A 15669-nucleotide genomic window follows, 5' to 3' on the forward strand; every position below is an offset into this window, starting at 1 on the left:
CCTTAAATCTTTGATATTTGAGCTATTAAAGTATCTGTTTTACCCAGAGATGCTAAAGAGTTTTCATAAGCATCACTTAATGCATCTGAGTCTAAAAACTTACCCCATTTTTGATGTCCAGCAGGTTTATCTTTGCTTAACCAGTAAAGATGATTTGAGAGAGGGTAACGCTGAATATGCTTAATATAATCTACTTTAAGAGCACATTGATGTACTAGCTCTTGTAATGTTTTTTCATTAAACAAAAACAAATGACAAGACCAGTATGTAAACTTAGAAAAAGATTCACTCTCATACAGAGTAAGCAAAGCATCATCAGAGTTTGGAACTTCTATGATGATTTTTCCACCCTCCTTTAAGTTTGAGGAGAGTTGTTTTATCATCTCTTTAGGATTAGGTAAATGCTCCATTACATGAAACATTGTTATAACATCATACTTCTTGACTAAGTCTTTTATATCTCTAAACAACTCTATACCATACTCTTTATATTGTTCAGATATTGCTGTTTCTAACTCCAAAGCAGAGATACTTTTTGCCTTCTTAGATGCATAATTTAGATACCCACCATTTCCACTTCCAAAGTCTAGTATTTCTTTGTTTTTTATAAGCTCTCTTGTAAATTCATATCGTCTTTTATCATCAGCATCTGTCTCTTTGTTCCACCTAGCCAAATCAAAACTCTTATGCATGTTTGAGTCTTCATAAAAGCCCTCATCTACATGTGAAAAATCAGACAAATAAACTAACGAACACTCTTGACACTCTTTTATTTTTAACTCTTTGTTATCTCGTACTTCGCCATCTCTATATTTAAACTCTGATGAACCACAAAGATAACAACTCATTTTATTTTCTACTTTTTAATTTGTCACGCTGAACTTTTTCTATTGGCAGGATTTCATCACTCTTATATGTAAGTGCTTTGTGAACTGCTGACAAGTCTCTAGTTAGTCTTCTCATACCATCAGCCATAAGTGATGCCCCATGGTCAGTTCCCTTCCAAGTTATATCTTTAGTAAAATGTCTTTCTATCCATCTTGCACCCAAAGTATACGCAGCGATATCAACAGATATTCCTAAATGATGTCCTGAAAAACCTATCTCATTTACTCTATCGCCATAGTTTTCATAAAGCCAGTTTATCTCTAATAGCGACACATCTTCAAATGGAACAGGGTAACCAGATGTACATGAGTATATAAGTAGTCTTGTCTTAGCTTGTGAAGTCTCTTCAAAAAAGCTGATAATTTCCTCAACTTCCTCTCTTGTAGTCATACCTATGGAAAGTTGTACTTGACCTTTAAATTCATCACGAAGAACTTTTAACATTTTAAAGTTATTATTGCATGCTGAAGGGACTTTTAAAAACTCAGGCTCAAAACTTATCATCTCTTTTGCACTAGTTACATCCCACACAGAAGTAGAATAGACTACGCCAAACTCATCGCAATACTCTTTTAACTCTTTATGTTGAGCTACATTAAACTCTAAAAATTCTCTATGAGCCCCATAGGTATCTCCATAAGAATTTTCAGGAACTGGATGCGGTGTATCATATTGAGCTTGTGTTAAAAGCTCTCTATTGTTTCTTTTTTGAAATTTTATGTACTTAGCTCCGCTACTATGTGCCAAAGAGATTAGCTCTTTAGCTATTTTCATCTCACCCATATGGTTACAACCAATCTCCGCTATAACTTTTGGTTCTTCGTAATTAAAATCAAACTTCATATTTATATCCTATTGTACTTATCTTTGTATCTGATAATATCATCTTCACCGAAGTATTCACCTAGTTGAACTTCTGCAAAAATTAAATTCTCATTCTTGCTTAGATTCACTATCTGATGCTTTACGCCCTTTGGAATATATACATATTTTCCAGCATTTAAAAGTAACTCTGAGTCACCTAAGACAACTTTTGCCTTACCTTTTATGATTACCCAGTGTTCTTCTCTTTTTTTATGCTCTTGAAGACTTAACTCTTCATTTGGGAATACTGTTATAACCTTTGACTGGGCTAACTCTGTAAAAAGTGTACTTTTGTAAAAACCCCAAGGTTTATTATATATTTCATGCTCCAGATTTTTTTCATCATATAAAGAAAAATCTTTTAGTAAATCTATCTTCATATCTTCAAGAAGCATGATATGAAATTGCTTTTTTGTTAAAATATTTTTTAACTTTTTATTCTTAAGTATTGGAAGAAACTGAATTTTTCGTGATTTAAATTTTTCTGCTATATCTCTAAAAGTATCATCTGTATCCAAAGATTCAAAGTTTTTTGACATAACATCTGCTACATTAGCATCTAAATTTTTACTTTTAACAATATAACGACGAATATCTCCATCTGTTAAGGTACCATCTAAAAGACCACCCTTATTAATACATAACAAAAAGCTCTCTTTGTTAACATCTATTTTTTGCATAGCCGATAAAATAGATGCATTTGAGTCTATTATAAATTTACTATTCATAGGCATTATTTAGCAAGTTTCATACCATAAAACAGAATATATTTGATATAATTCATATCAAATCTTTAGGAGTTTTTATGCAAAACATAGAAGAAAAAGCTGTTTCAAACTATCAAGTAAATATGGAATTTTTTAAACTCCATCATGAGACACTTTATAATAAGCTCATGGCACTAGACACTCTTATCAACGATGGAAGATACCCTCAAAAATATGATTTAGAATATAAAGATGGCTACTTTGATGTAATAGAATTATCTAATGGGGCATATTTATATAATCAAAATTCTGAAAAATTTTCAGAAGAATTAACAAAAAAAATAAACTTTAAAAAGAATAATCAATCTTTTAAAAGTGGTTATTGTTTTTCATTTACACAAAAAGCCCTTGACAAACTAAAGAATGAAGATGCACTTACAACATACGCACTAATAGCACCAATCATGCATTACCATGACGCAGCTGTTGATAACTCTATGCAACTGCTTGATATGCAGAAATTTATATTTTTAGGTGTTGGCTTAGGCTTACATATACCTAAAATCATAAAAAAAACAGGTGCAAAACTTCTTCTTATTGTTGAAGAAAATATAGAGCTTTTTAGACTTTCCCTTTTTAGTATAAACTATCAAGAAATACTAAGCGAAAAAATCGCATATTTTTCAGTTGCTCAAAATAAAGATGAATTTAACGATGAATTCAATACTTTTTATTCAAAATCATTTATACATAACTACCATCTAAAATTCTCACTATTCTCTCATTTTAGTGAACAAAAAATAAAAGAAATTCAAACTCTACTTGTTTCAAGACCTGAAACGAGTTATCCTGTTGAGTATCTTTTACATAAAAATATATTAATTTTATCTAGATTAAAGAATAACTATAAATTTTTAGAACTAAGTAAAAAAAATAATGAGGAATTTTTTTCAGATAAACCAATTCTTATAATCGGTGCTGGTCCATCACTTCATACAAACATAGTTTGGTTAAAAGAAAATAGAAACAAGTTTGTATTGATAGCTGTTTTTGCTGCATTAAAAACACTTAATAAGGCTAATATAAAACCAGATATAGTTACACAAATAGATGAAAAGATCAATGAAACTGTAAACCTTATAAATTCATTTGATAACTTAGATTTTTTAAACAATTCTATCTTTATATTTACTGCTTCAGTTCCAGATATACTTTTTGAAAAATTTGATAAAGATAAGATATATCTAACTGAAGATAGAACAGCATATAGGCTTTTTAATACCAGACTTGTTTCTTCAAGTGTTGGAGAGTTTGCTTACGCTATCTCTCTCATTTTTAATGCTGCACAAACTTATTTACTTGGGCTAGATTTTGCACTCTCTGACGATGGTTCAACGCATGCTAAAGATCATCACAGGTCAAACTCAATTGATATATCAAAAGCAGATGAAATTCAGACAAGTGTTTCTATCTCTAAAACAGTACTTCATGTAAAGGGCAATTTTAAAGATATAGTCTTTACAACTCCATTACTTGAGTCATCAATCCCAAGAATGAATAGTTTCACAAATAAGTTTAAATCTGATAAACAAAATATCTATAATCTAAGCGATGGTGCTTTCTTTGAACAAACTATTTCACTAAATACTAAAGATATTAATCTAACTGATTTAAATAAAAATCAGTTAAAATCACAACTTTTAGATATTTTTAATAGCTATTCTTTTACAGAACTATCATCAGATGAATCAAATGAATTAGAAAAAAAATCAAACCAAATTAAAGAATTTTATATTCTAATAGTGAACTTTTCTCAAAGTGCTTCTTCAAACATAGATGCTTTTTTACAAAACTATATAACTTTAATGCAAAATATTTTGAACTCTTATGAAAGTGAATTAAGAGAAATCTTGACCATATACTTTTTAAGTATAGCATCTACTGTTATAGATATGTTTAATACAAAAGAGTTGACCAATCACAAAAAACATACTAAAAAGATGAAAAAAATTATTTCTACACAGCTCTATAGACTAATAGAACCGTATGAAAAAAAATTAGACAATACTATAAACGAAAAAGTTTAAAACTACTGAAGTAGTTTAAGTACATTTTGTTGAACAGCATTAGCTTGACTCATAGCATATGAACCAGACTGAGCTAAAATATTTAGTTTTGCAAAGTTTGCACTTTCAGACGCAAAGTCAACATCACGAATCTGAGATTCCGCTGCTTGAACATTAACTTGAGTAACAGAAATATTTCTGATTGTTGATTCAAGTTGATTTTGAACAGAACCTATATCTGAACGAGTTTTATCAAGTTGTTTTAAAGCATAATCAGAAATGATTATCGCTAGTTCTGCTTTTTCTCGAGTCCTAACATCAATAGTACCAAAGTTATTAGTAAGATCAGCATCTGCATCATCATTATCTCCAGAATTCGTCTGAATTCCTATAGTAAAGTCAGCTCCAGAATCTAATCGAATAGCATACTCACCAGCAGTACTTGTTTCAAAAGAAGTAGCTCTAATATCTGCACCTTCTATTTGTGCTTTTGCATTAAATGCATCAACTATTGTTTGAGTCACTTGAGCACTTGTTGCAGCCCCAGAACCAATTGTAATAACACCAGTATCTACAGTTTTAGTAGTTCCATCAGTTCCTGTAACAATAACTTCTAGTTGGTGAAGTGAAAGTCCTTGAGTAGCTGATTTAAGATCAATTCTTACAGTAGATTCATCCATAGAAAATTTAGCCACTTTTGCAGTTTGAGCATCATCGATAGAAATTTTTACAGTTTCTCCTGCATAAGCACCAATATGAAAAGCTTTATTTGTAAAAGCACCATTAAGTAGTGATTGACCATTAAATGAAGTTGTAGCAGCAATATTTTGAGCTTCTTCCATTAATCTACTAATATCTGATTGAATAGCTTTTCTAGTTGCTAGCGTTTGCCCATCAGAAGCCGCTTGAATAGCTTTAGTTCTAATAGTATTAGATATATTAATATACTCATCTAAAGCACCATCTGCTGTTTGAGTAACACCAATACCATCATTTGCGTTTACAATAGCTTGACCTAAGCCTTGAGCTTGTTGACGAAGAGAATCCGCAATAGCCATACCAGATGCATCATCTGCCGCTTTGTTAATTCTTAAACCTGAAGATAGTGAGTTAAGACTCTTGTCAAGTCCTAAGTTTGTCATCGAAGAGTTTCTATGTGCGTTCATCGCCGCAATGTTTGTGTTAATTCTAAATCCCATAATAAATCCTTTAGCCATTGTTATTTAGAATTTTAAGCAATGATTGTTCCAAAAGATTTTGAAGAGAAAAGAGAAAAGTAATTTTATATATATTCCCAAGTATTACTTGGGAATAAGTAGAAGTTAAAGATTAATTACTATTGTAATAATCTTAATACATTTTGTTGAACAGCATTAGCTTGACTCATAGCATATGAACCAGACTGAGCTAAAATATTTAGTTTTGCAAAGTTTGCACTTTCAGACGCAAAGTCAACATCACGAATCTGAGATTCCGCTGCTTGAACATTAACTTGAGTAACAGAAATATTTCTGATTGTTGATTCAAGTTGATTTTGAACAGAACCTATATCTGAACGAGTTTTATCAAGTTGCTTCAAAGCATAATCAGAAATGATTATCGCTTGTTCTGCTTTTTCTCGAGTTGTAACATCAATAGTACTAAAGTTATTAGTAAGACTCGCATCGGTATCAGCATTTGTTCCAGCTAATGTCTGAGTTCCTATAGTAAAGTCAACTCCAGAATCTAATCGTATAGCATACTCTCCAGCAGTACTTGTTTCAAAAGAAGTAGCTCTAATATCTGCACCTTCCTTTTGTGCTTTTGCATTAAATGCATCAACTATTGTTTGAGTCATTTGAGCACTTGTTGCAGCCCCAGAACCAATTGTAATAACACCAGTATCTACAGTTTTAGTAGTTCCATCAGTTCCTGTAACAATAACTTCTAGTTGGTGAAGTGAAAGTCCTTGAGTAGCTGATTTAAGATCAATTCTTACAGTAGATTCATCCATAGAAAATTTAGCCACTTTTGCAGTTTGAGCATCATCGATAGAAATTTTTACAGTTTCTCCTGCATAAGCACCAATATGAAAAGCTTTATTTGTAAAAGCACCATTAAGTAGTGATTGACCATTAAATGAAGTTGTAGCAGCAATATTTTGAGCTTCTTCCATTAATCTACTAATATCTTGTTGAATGGCTTTACGGGTATGTAATGTTTGCCCATCAGAAGCTGCTTGAATAGCTTTAGTTCTAATAGTATTAGCTATATTAATATACTCATCTAAAGCACCATCTGCTGTTTGAGTAACACCAATACCATCATTTGCATTTACAATCGCTTGACCTAAGCCTTGAGCTTGTTGACGAAGAGAATCCGCAATAGCCATACCAGATGCATCATCTGCCGCTTTGTTAATTCTTAAACCTGAAGATAGTGAGTTAAGACTCTTGTCAAGTCCTAAGTTTGTCATCGAAGAGTTTCTATGTGCGTTCATCGCCGCAATGTTTGTGTTAATTCTAAATCCCATAATAAATCCTTTTCTATGGTAGAGCCTTTCGCTCTGTTAATTTTGTATCTTAGCTTCCTTGCCTTGATATATTATGTATATCGGCAATTTTTTTATATATTTAAACTTTTTGTGTTAAACTTCCAAATTCACAAAATCACTATACTATATATAGGAAAACTATTTGAACTTAATTATTGTCGAGTCACCCGCTAAAGCTAGGACTATAAAGAACTTTTTAGGTAAAGGTTATGAAGTTATAGCTTCTAAAGGTCACATACGAGATTTACCAAAATCAAGATTTGGAATAACAATTGATGAAGATACTAATCATCTTATTCCTGCGTATTCTGTTGCTAAAGAAAATGCTGCTATTGTAAAAGAGATTAAAGCACTTGCCAAAAAAGCTGATACTATCTATATCGCAACCGATGAGGACCGCGAGGGTGAAGCTATTGGTTGGCATATAGCTCATGCTATAAAAAAAGATCCTGAGGAACTTCCCCGTATAGTTTTTCATGAAATCACAAAAACAGCTATCAAACATGCACTTGATTCTGCTCGTAAGATAGATATGAATATGGTAAATGCTCAACAAGCAAGAAGAATGTTAGACCGCGTTGTTGGTTATAAACTTTCTCCCTTGCTAGCATCTAAGATTCAAAAAGGTCTTTCAGGTGGTCGTGTTCAATCTTCAACTTTAAAACTTGTAATAGATAGAGAACGAGAGATAAAAGCCTTTGTTCCTGTTGAGTACTGGTCAATAGATACAATCTTTAAAAAAGACATAGATGCTACTCTCATATCTCACATGGGCGATAAACTTACAAAACTTTCTATAAACAATAAAGATAATGCAACTCTTATACACAAGAGCATAGATGCTGATTCTTTTAGCATCTCAAAAATAGAAACAAAACAGAGAAAAAGTTCAACTCCTCCCCCATTTATGACTTCAACTCTTCAGCAAACTGCTTCATCAAAACTTGGATTTACTCCTAAAAAAACTATGATGGTGGCTCAAGCACTTTATGAAGGTGTAAAAACTCCAGATGGCACAAGTGGTGTTATCACTTATATGAGAACAGATTCTTTAAACTTGGCAAGCGAAGCTGTTTATGCTGTTCGTGGAATCATTGAAAATCGTTTTGGAGCTAAGTATCTTCCGCCTGAAGCAAAAACTTATAACAAAAAATCAAAAAACGCACAAGAAGCTCACGAAGCTATCCGTCCAACTATGCTTAACTTTACACCAGAAGTTGCCAAAAGTTTTTTAAAAGCTGATGAAATAAAACTTTATCGTTTAATTTATGAAAGATTTATGGCTTGTCAAATGACAGATGCCCTTTTTGAGCAACAAAGCATAATCTTCAAAGGTAAAGAAAATGAATATAGAGCAAGTGGAAGAAAACTAATTTTTGATGGTTTTTATGCACTTACAGGAACTGAAGATAAAGATAAACTTCTTCCTCTTTTAAAAGAAGGAGACAAAGCAGACATACAAAGTATCAAACCTGAGCAACACTTTACAGAGCCTCCTCCAAGATATTCTGAAGCATCTCTTATCAAAAAACTTGAAAGTGAGGGAGTTGGACGACCTTCAACTTACGCTCCAACTATTGCAACACTTAGTGGCCGAACTTATGTGACTATCGAGAAAAAACAAATCATTCCAACTGAAATAGCTTTTACAGTAACTGAAATTTTAGAGAAAAATTTTGCAAATATTGTAGATATCTCTTTTACTGCAAATATGGAAGAAAAACTTGATGAAATTTCAAATGGCAATAGTGACTGGCAAAAACTTTTAAGTGACTTTTATTTTCCATTTATGCAACAAGTTGCAGATGGTAAAGAAAATATTGTAAGTCTGAAACTTGCAAAACCATTAGGCAGAACTTGTCCAAAATGTGATGAAAATGAACTTCTTCTTCGTTCTGGTCGTTATGGAAATTTTGTCGCATGTAGTGGTTTTCCAAAATGTAAATATACAGAACAAGTAGATGAAGATGGAAATAAAGTAGAAGTAAAAGTTGAAACATCCGATCAAACTTGTGAAAAGTGTGGCAAAGAAATGATTATTAAAAATGGCAGAAATGGCAAGTTCTTAGCGTGTAGCGGCTATCCTGATTGTAAAAACACAAAAAGCATCGATATTGAGAGTCAAGTAAGTGAAACTCCTTGTCCTGATTGTGGGGGAGAAATATCTCTTAAAAATTCTAGACGCGGTCCTTTTTGGGGATGTGGGAACTATCCTGATTGTAAGTTTATATCAAAGTTTGAACCAACTAGAATCAAGTGTAAAGAAAAAGGCTGTAAAGGTGTTGTTGCTGAGAGAACATACAGAAATAAAGATGTTTATGAGTGTGTAAAATGTAAAACTAGGACTCCAAGAGGAGAGTAAGTTATGAAGATAGGAATTATTTCAGACACTCATTCTAAAGTAAAAATGGCGCAAGATGCTCTAAATTTACTTATAGATAATGGTGCTGAGTTTATTATTCATGCAGGTGATATTGTAGAACTAGATACACTCAACCTACTTAAAAACTGTGGACTTAAGTATATAGCAGTGTATGGAAACAATGACGCGCATCTAGCACAGTACCATTCAAAATACAACCTAGTCCAAGAGCCTCATATGTTTAAATTAGCCGATACAAAATTTAAACTTATGCATATGCCTTACTATATGTCTCCAGATGCTGATGTTGTTGTATTTGGACATACTCATCAATTTGAAGTAGATTATAAAGGTAATGCTCTGTTTATAAACTCTGGTGAAGTATGTGCAAGAAGTAAAAATATATCAGAATGTGCAATGCTTAAAATAACAGATGCTACATTTGAAGTGATTCATTACACAAAAAAAACTAAAACAAAAAAAGATGAGAAGTTTAAACAACAAACTTTTTCATACAAAAGAAATAATCATGAATAAAGAAATTTTTTTATGCTCAATATGTAATATAAATAGTGGGACTTGCAAAGAGGACTGCAAATTTTGTTCTCAGAGTGTAAGATATAAAGCAGATATAGAGCGATATAAACAAAAAAAAATTGATAATATTTTAAAAGAGGCAAAAACAGCTAGAGATAATGGAGCCTTAGGCTTTTGTTTAGTTACAGCAGATAAAGGTATAAATGACAAAACCTTAGAATTTGTTTGTACAATCGCTAAACTCTTAACTAAAGAAGTGCCACAACTTAGACTTATTGCTTGTAATGGAACTGCCACTTTAGAGCAACTTCTAACACTAAAAGCATCTGGCATTAAAGCTTACAATCATAACTTAGAAACAAGTGAAGCGTATTATTCTAAAATCTGTACAACTCACCCATGGAGCGAGAGATATGAAACTTGCATAAATATAAATAAATCTGGTTTAACTCTTATAACAGGTGGTATTTTTGGTCTTGGAGAGAGCAAAGAAGATAGACTCTCAATGTTAAAATCTCTAAATTCATTAAATCCAAGTTCGGTTCCTATAAACTTTTATCATCATAATGAAGCTTTAGAGTTATCCTCAAATCCACTTAACATAGATGAAGCTTTTTCACTTATACAACTAACAAGAGATACCCTCCCAAATGCTCAGAGGATTATGGTGGCTGGTGGAAGAGAATTGATGTTTGGAGATAGACAAAGTGAGATTTTTTCTCACGGAGCAAACTCTATTGTCATAGGAAACTACTTAACAACAAGTGGTCGAGTAATGAGCAAAGACTTAGATATGTTACAATCACTAAATCTAAAGATTGCTAAGACTGTAAAATAAGGAGTTCATGTTATGAGTGATAATGTTATTTTAATAATTACCATTTCGCTTATAATAATATTCTCTCCTTTTTTTGCCAAACTATTAAAACTTCCTACTACTCCTATTGAAATTATTTTAGGTTCACTCCTTGGTTACTTTGGTTTTATACATGATGAACATCTTTTTGTTATAGTAGCCGAGCTTGGTTTTTTATACTTAATGTTTATTGCTGGTACCGAAATTAACCTCAAAAAAGTTCTTAAAACACCAAAAAAAGTAATGCGAAATGTAATTTTTTATCTGATAATACTTTATACTTTTTCCATAACCATCTCTATGTATTTAGATCTTAGCAAAATATTCATGGTTCTTCTTCCTCTTATTTCTGTTGGACTTGTCGCGACTCTCTCAAAAGAGTACGGAAAGACTCCTTGGCTAAATCTCTCTATGACAGCAGGAGGGATAGGAGAAGTTGTTAGCATTGGTCTTTTAACTCTAACTTCCTCTGCTCTTGATTCTGGGTTTGGTACAAGTTTAGCTCATACTATCTTAGCTCTTATTCTATTTTTATTATTTATGTTTGTGTTGTTTCGTGCTGTAGAATTACTTTTTTGGTGGTTCCCCTGGGTTTCAACAGCTTTAATGCCTCACGAAGACAACAAAGAGCAAGATATTCGTTTATCTATGGGAATATTTTTCCTTCTAGTTGGGGCTATGTTATATCTTGGTTTAGAACTCGCCTTTGGAGCTTTTTTAGCTGGTATATTTATTCCAACATTTTTTGAACATAAACATGAACTACCTGAAAAACTAGCATCTTATGGTTTTGGTTTTTTAATCCCTATCTTTTTTATCCATATTGGGAGTACATTTAATTTAGAAGCTTTAATGATGGAGGGTTTAATCTCAAAAGCTATCATTATTGCTATGTCTATGGTCGCAATGCGTGTTATAGCATCTTTGGTTTTCATAAAAGATATTGGGTTAACAGACTCTATACTTATGGGACTATCTCACTCTATGCCTCTAACACTACTTATCGCGATGGCAACTCTAGCATATCATGCATCTAGCATCGACACTCTTCACTACTATGCTTTTATCTTAGCGGCTCTATTTCAGGTTATAAGTGTTATGATTGTTATCAAACTCATCAATAATTATAAACTCCAAAAGGAGGAGACATGAGTCGTTCAGTTTTACTTCAACTTGCTCGCGACTCTATACAAGAAGTTTTAGAAGCTAAAAGAACTATTGATAAAACAAAACTATTAATTACTCATCCTCTTTTAAATGAAAAAATAGCAACTACTGTAAACCTCTATATAAATAAAGAACTAAGAGGTTCTTCTGACTCAAAAAATGCTACAAGAACTCTCCTTGATGATATAGTTCACAATGCAAAAATGTCAGCTTTCCAAGACAAAAACTTCTCTCCAATTACAACAAGTGAATATTTGAATTGTGAGATAGAACTACTTTTAAACACGCCAGAAGGGATTTTGAGTGAAAAAGATGCTCCTATATTAAGCACTTTTAAAAAAATTATAACCTAGAATTCAACTCTTCATACATCTTATTCATAAGTGGAGTCTTCACTCCAAAAATTTTAGCTTCATCTACAATGTACTTACTTAAAGTTTCTAACTCTACCTTCTTTTTATTTTTAAAGTCTAGATGCATGGAAGTAGATGAATCAGAGGGAAGTTTACTTGCTATTTCCAAAGCTTTTTGAACCTCTTCTTGAATGTTAATTTTTTTTGCAAAAGCAACACTCGCTATCTCTTGTAAAAGTGCTTTTGCCTCATCAAAATGATTTTCATAAATATAAAACATACTCTTATCATAGTAGCTAGTCAATGTCGCAAAAGCAGAAATAAAAATATACTTTTTCCAGATAGCTTCTTTGATATCTTCAGCTACCTTGGCTCTTAAACCTGCTGTGTCAAATATAGATTTTATTACTTCACCTCCCTTAGCATCTCCCCCGCAAACAAAAGCAAAAATATTTCCTTTTTTTCGTATAACTCCTGCTGTTTGAATATGAGAAATAATATAAACGCATGAGTCTAAAACAATTGACTTACTCCATTTTCTTAACTCATCCCCAGACCCAACTCCGTTTGATAGACTAAAAATTATACTCTTAGCATCTATATGATTTTTCATAGCCTCATAGGATTCTTTCAAGTCATAGCTCTTCACGCAAAAAATGACTACATCAAAATAAGCATCTGTATCTTCTAAACTTTTTGCATCTATAGATGCTATCCACTTTTTTTCATCTTCAATAATCTGTATACCATCTTTTTTAATTTTCTCTAGATGCGCACCTCTTGCAAAACCAACAACATCTAAAGAGCTTTTTGACAACATTGCACATATATAACCGCCTACTCCACCTAAACCTACAATTGCTACTCTCATATTTTTGCCTTATGAAAAAATTATCTTTAAAATTATATAATGTCTTAGCTAAGTTACAGACCATAAAAAAGGAGTCTAGATGCCACGCGTAGATAATAAAAAATTTTACAAATCTGCAATAAATATACATGGCACATCTCCAAAGGGTGTAAACTGGAACTCTAAAAAATCTCAAAATATAAGATTTAAGATGATACTCCAGATGCTACCTCAAAATCTAAAGGACTCAACTGTTGTAGATGCTGGTTGTGGTTTTGGAGATTTTTATACATACGCACTCAAACATCACAAAGAGTTTACTTATATAGGTATAGATTCTCTGAGTGATATGTACTCAATTGCAAGTGAAAAAACAGGCTGTGAAATCTTAATAGCAGATATTTGTATAGATGCCGTTCCAGATGCAACTTATTATATTTGCAGTGGAGCAATGAATGTTTTAAAGAGGTTTGAAACACATCTCTTTATTCGAAAATGTTTTGAAGCTTCTAAGAAAGGTTTTGTTTTTAATATCTTACATGGAAATAAAAAAAGTAAAACTTACAACTACTTCACAAAACAAGATATACAAAGCATAGCAAATGATTTAGGAGTTAAAAAAGTTATCTTTGTCGATGGCTACCTAGATGCAGATATAACAGTAGGTTTTTTTAAATAATGTGTGCAATTTTTGGAATTATAGGAGAGTATGATGAGAAAAAGGCAAAAAATGCTCTTACTCTTTTAACACATAGAGGACCTGACAGTTGTACGATTACTCAAAAACAAAATCTTTTTTTTGCTCACTTAAGACTTGCCATAACAGACTCTAATACTTCTTCAAACAAAGCCTTAGAACATGACAATATTTTTCTATCTTTTAATGGAGAAATATATAACTACAAAGAATTAAGAGAACAACTTTCACAAGATTTTGAGTTTAAAACACAAGGAGAAAGTGAAGTTATAATCGCTTCATATCTTAAATGGGGAACTAGCTTTGTTCAGCATCTAAGAGGTATGTTTGCTATTGCTTTAAAAGATGAAAACACTCTGTATCTCTTTCGTGATAGACTAGGTAAAAAACCACTTTTTTATCTAGATGCTAAAAGCTTTGTTTTTGCATCTGAGATAAAAGCAATTAAACCTTTTTTACAAAAAACTCAAATGAATGAAGATGCACTTTTAAGCTACTTATCTTTTTTAGCACCCTCACCTCCTCATACATTTTTTAAAGGTATCAAAAAGTTAGCTGCTGGAGAGTATTTAACTTATAAAAATGGAGTTTGCAAAGTACAGAGATATTTTGACCTACTAGATGCTAAACCAAATATCATAACAAACACAGATGAAGCAGTGCATACTTTAGAAAAAGTTTTAAAAGAATCTATCTCTATGCGACTTGATACAAAAGAGCCTATAGCATCTCTACTCTCAGGTGGCATCGATAGTGCAACTATAAACTACTATGCTTTACAAGAAGGCTTAAACCTTCAAACATATACCATAGGATATAAAGATTTTGCAAAATATGATGAGAGAGAAAATGCAAAAAAAAGTGCTGAATTTTTAGGTCTTAAAAACAAAGCTATTGAAATATCTGGGGAGGATTTTTTTCAAACAAGTGAGCTTGTTTTAGACACTTTGGATGAACCCCTAAATGACCCAGCATCTATACCTTTATATCTACTTTTTTCACAAATTAAAAAAGATGGATACAAGGTAGTTTTCAGCGGAGAAGGAAGTGATGAGCTTTTTTTAGGATATCGACAATACTTTGAATACTTAGATATTCAGAGTGCGTCTACACTTAAAAATAAAAACTGGTTAAAAAAATATTTTCGTTCAAACTACTCTAAAAATAGAGAATGGGAACATTACAAAAGAATCTTTGATGACACTCTACTTTTTCGCACATCAGGAGAAAGTTTTAGTGACCTTCAAAAAAATGCTCTCATGAAAAAAAATATAAAAGATAATCAAGCACTAAAATATCTAACTAATTATAGAGACAGATTTGAAGCATCTAAGCATTTTGATGAAAGTAGTTGGTACAGTTATATAGATCTAAATCTTTTTCAAGCAGAGCATTTTTTAACAAAACTAGACCGTGTAAGTATGGCTCACTCTATTGAATCACGAACACCTTTTTTAGACCATAAACTAGCATCTACGGTGTTTAGTATAGACCCTAAGCTTCGTTATAAAGATGGCGTCACAAAATCACTTTTAAAAGAAATAATGAAACCTCATCTAAATCAAGAGATACTACAAAGAAAGAAAAAAGGCTTCTCAAACCCCTATATGGAGTATCTTATTAACTCGCAAAAAATATCACTTATAAAAGAAGTCAACCAAGAAACAGGGCTTTTTAAAACAAAAGAGTTAGATGAGTATATAAACAGCGCCTCAACTGGAGGTTTCAAGCAACATATTTGGGGACTATATGTATTAAGCGTTTGGATAAAAAAGAATCTACTTTAGTT

The 15669-nt window shown here is 32.0% G+C and carries 12 protein-coding genes and 4 pseudogenes; 8 read left to right on the plus strand and 8 right to left on the minus strand.

Annotated features, from left to right (window positions below; translation table 11 throughout):
• Positions 1-2: 2 nt before the first annotated feature.
• Genes MOV42_RS12655 through MOV42_RS12665 form a run of 3 tightly spaced genes read right to left on the minus strand, consistent with a single transcriptional unit; the run spans position 3 to position 2480 of the window.
• Entirely contained in the window at positions 3-848 is an 846-nt protein-coding gene (locus MOV42_RS12655; protein ID WP_324171538.1) for a class I SAM-dependent methyltransferase, read from the minus strand.
• Position 849: 1 nt separating this feature from the next.
• Positions 850-1731 (minus strand): N-acetylneuraminate synthase family protein, encoded by an 882-nt coding sequence (locus MOV42_RS12660; protein ID WP_324171539.1) that lies wholly within the window; start codon positions 1729-1731, stop codon positions 850-852.
• A gap of 2 nt (positions 1732-1733) precedes the next feature.
• Positions 1734-2480 carry a CBS domain-containing protein gene (locus MOV42_RS12665; protein ID WP_324171540.1) on the minus strand — a complete coding sequence of 249 codons (747 nt, stop codon included), beginning with the start codon at positions 2478-2480 and terminating at the stop codon, positions 1734-1736.
• 77 nt (positions 2481-2557) lie between these two features.
• Here MOV42_RS12665 and MOV42_RS12670 point away from each other — a divergent pair, with 77 nt between their 5' ends.
• Positions 2558-4546, plus strand: coding sequence for a 6-hydroxymethylpterin diphosphokinase MptE-like protein (locus MOV42_RS12670; protein WP_324171541.1), 1989 nt, complete (start codon positions 2558-2560; stop codon positions 4544-4546).
• A 2-nt stretch (positions 4547-4548) separates the two neighbouring features.
• Here MOV42_RS12670 and MOV42_RS14040 read toward each other — a convergent pair.
• The 4 pseudogenes from MOV42_RS14040 to MOV42_RS14055 form a co-directional block, all read right to left on the minus strand.
• Positions 4549-4794: pseudogene (locus MOV42_RS14040) on the minus strand (flagellin); the annotation flags it as partial.
• Between the two features lie 396 nt (positions 4795-5190).
• A pseudogene (locus tag MOV42_RS14045) lies at positions 5191-5724 on the minus strand (flagellin); the annotation flags it as partial.
• Between the two features lie 137 nt (positions 5725-5861).
• Positions 5862-6107: pseudogene (locus MOV42_RS14050) on the minus strand (flagellin); the annotation flags it as partial.
• Between the two features lie 561 nt (positions 6108-6668).
• A pseudogene (locus MOV42_RS14055) lies at positions 6669-7037 on the minus strand (flagellin); the annotation flags it as partial.
• A 163-nt stretch (positions 7038-7200) separates the two neighbouring features.
• On the opposite strand from MOV42_RS14055, the gene topA reads away from it, so the two are divergent.
• The 5 genes from topA to MOV42_RS12705 are packed head-to-tail and all read left to right on the plus strand — an operon-like array spanning position 7201 to position 12333.
• Positions 7201-9420 (plus strand): type I DNA topoisomerase, encoded by a 2220-nt coding sequence (topA, locus tag MOV42_RS12685; protein ID WP_324171544.1) that lies wholly within the window; start codon positions 7201-7203, stop codon positions 9418-9420.
• Positions 9421-9423: 3 nt separating this feature from the next.
• On the plus strand, positions 9424-9957 hold the full coding sequence (locus MOV42_RS12690) for a YfcE family phosphodiesterase (protein WP_324171545.1): 534 nt from the start codon (positions 9424-9426) through the stop codon (positions 9955-9957).
• The gene (locus tag MOV42_RS12695) at positions 9950-10795 is read left to right on the plus strand and encodes a biotin synthase (RefSeq protein WP_324171546.1); all 846 of its coding nucleotides are present in this window, start codon (positions 9950-9952) and stop codon (positions 10793-10795) included. Before MOV42_RS12690 ends, MOV42_RS12695 begins: the two co-directional genes overlap by 8 nt.
• A 12-nt stretch (positions 10796-10807) precedes the next feature.
• On the plus strand, positions 10808-11965 hold the full coding sequence (locus MOV42_RS12700; protein ID WP_324171547.1) for a cation:proton antiporter: 1158 nt from the start codon (positions 10808-10810) through the stop codon (positions 11963-11965).
• A complete protein-coding gene (locus tag MOV42_RS12705) occupies positions 11962-12333 on the plus strand; it encodes an AMMECR1 domain-containing protein (RefSeq protein WP_324171548.1) in 372 nt (123 codons plus the stop codon). Before MOV42_RS12700 ends, MOV42_RS12705 begins: the two co-directional genes overlap by 4 nt.
• Here MOV42_RS12705 and MOV42_RS12710 read toward each other — a convergent pair.
• On the minus strand, positions 12323-13204 hold the full coding sequence (locus tag MOV42_RS12710) for a ketopantoate reductase family protein (protein WP_324171549.1): 882 nt from the start codon (positions 13202-13204) through the stop codon (positions 12323-12325). The genes MOV42_RS12705 and MOV42_RS12710 overlap by 11 nt on opposite strands.
• A gap of 79 nt (positions 13205-13283) precedes the next feature.
• Here MOV42_RS12710 and MOV42_RS12715 point away from each other — a divergent pair, with 79 nt between their 5' ends.
• Together MOV42_RS12715 and asnB are read left to right on the plus strand one after the other, a co-directional pair.
• Entirely contained in the window at positions 13284-13862 is a 579-nt protein-coding gene (locus tag MOV42_RS12715) for a class I SAM-dependent methyltransferase (RefSeq protein ID WP_324171550.1), read from the plus strand.
• The gene (asnB, locus tag MOV42_RS12720; RefSeq protein ID WP_324171551.1) at positions 13862-15667 is read left to right on the plus strand and encodes an asparagine synthase (glutamine-hydrolyzing); all 1806 of its coding nucleotides are present in this window, start codon (positions 13862-13864) and stop codon (positions 15665-15667) included. Before MOV42_RS12715 ends, asnB begins: the two co-directional genes overlap by 1 nt.
• The last annotated feature ends 2 nt before the right edge of the window (positions 15668-15669 follow it).

Source organism: Sulfurimonas sp. (genome assembly GCF_029027405.1).
Taxonomy (GTDB): Bacteria; Campylobacterota; Campylobacteria; order Campylobacterales; family Sulfurimonadaceae; genus Sulfurimonas.

What these genes read in the sequence shown, in the direction of transcription:
- asnB (WP_324171551.1), top strand. Translation starts at nt 13,862, where the DNA reads ATGTGTGCAATTTTTGGAATTATAGGAGAGTATGATGAGAAAAAGGCA.
- MOV42_RS12665 (WP_324171540.1), bottom strand. Translation starts at nt 2,480, where the DNA reads ATGAATAGTAAATTTATAATAGACTCAAATGCATCTATTTTATCGGCT.
- MOV42_RS12660 (WP_324171539.1), bottom strand. Translation starts at nt 1,731, where the DNA reads ATGAAGTTTGATTTTAATTACGAAGAACCAAAAGTTATAGCGGAGATT.
- MOV42_RS12710 (WP_324171549.1), bottom strand. Translation starts at nt 13,204, where the DNA reads ATGAGAGTAGCAATTGTAGGTTTAGGTGGAGTAGGCGGTTATATATGT.
- MOV42_RS12700 (WP_324171547.1), top strand. Translation starts at nt 10,808, where the DNA reads ATGAGTGATAATGTTATTTTAATAATTACCATTTCGCTTATAATAATA.
- MOV42_RS12655 (WP_324171538.1), bottom strand. Translation starts at nt 848, where the DNA reads ATGAGTTGTTATCTTTGTGGTTCATCAGAGTTTAAATATAGAGATGGC.
- MOV42_RS12695 (WP_324171546.1), top strand. Translation starts at nt 9,950, where the DNA reads ATGAATAAAGAAATTTTTTTATGCTCAATATGTAATATAAATAGTGGG.
- MOV42_RS12670 (WP_324171541.1), top strand. Translation starts at nt 2,558, where the DNA reads ATGCAAAACATAGAAGAAAAAGCTGTTTCAAACTATCAAGTAAATATG.
- MOV42_RS12690 (WP_324171545.1), top strand. Translation starts at nt 9,424, where the DNA reads ATGAAGATAGGAATTATTTCAGACACTCATTCTAAAGTAAAAATGGCG.
- MOV42_RS12705 (WP_324171548.1), top strand. Translation starts at nt 11,962, where the DNA reads ATGAGTCGTTCAGTTTTACTTCAACTTGCTCGCGACTCTATACAAGAA.
- MOV42_RS12715 (WP_324171550.1), top strand. Translation starts at nt 13,284, where the DNA reads ATGCCACGCGTAGATAATAAAAAATTTTACAAATCTGCAATAAATATA.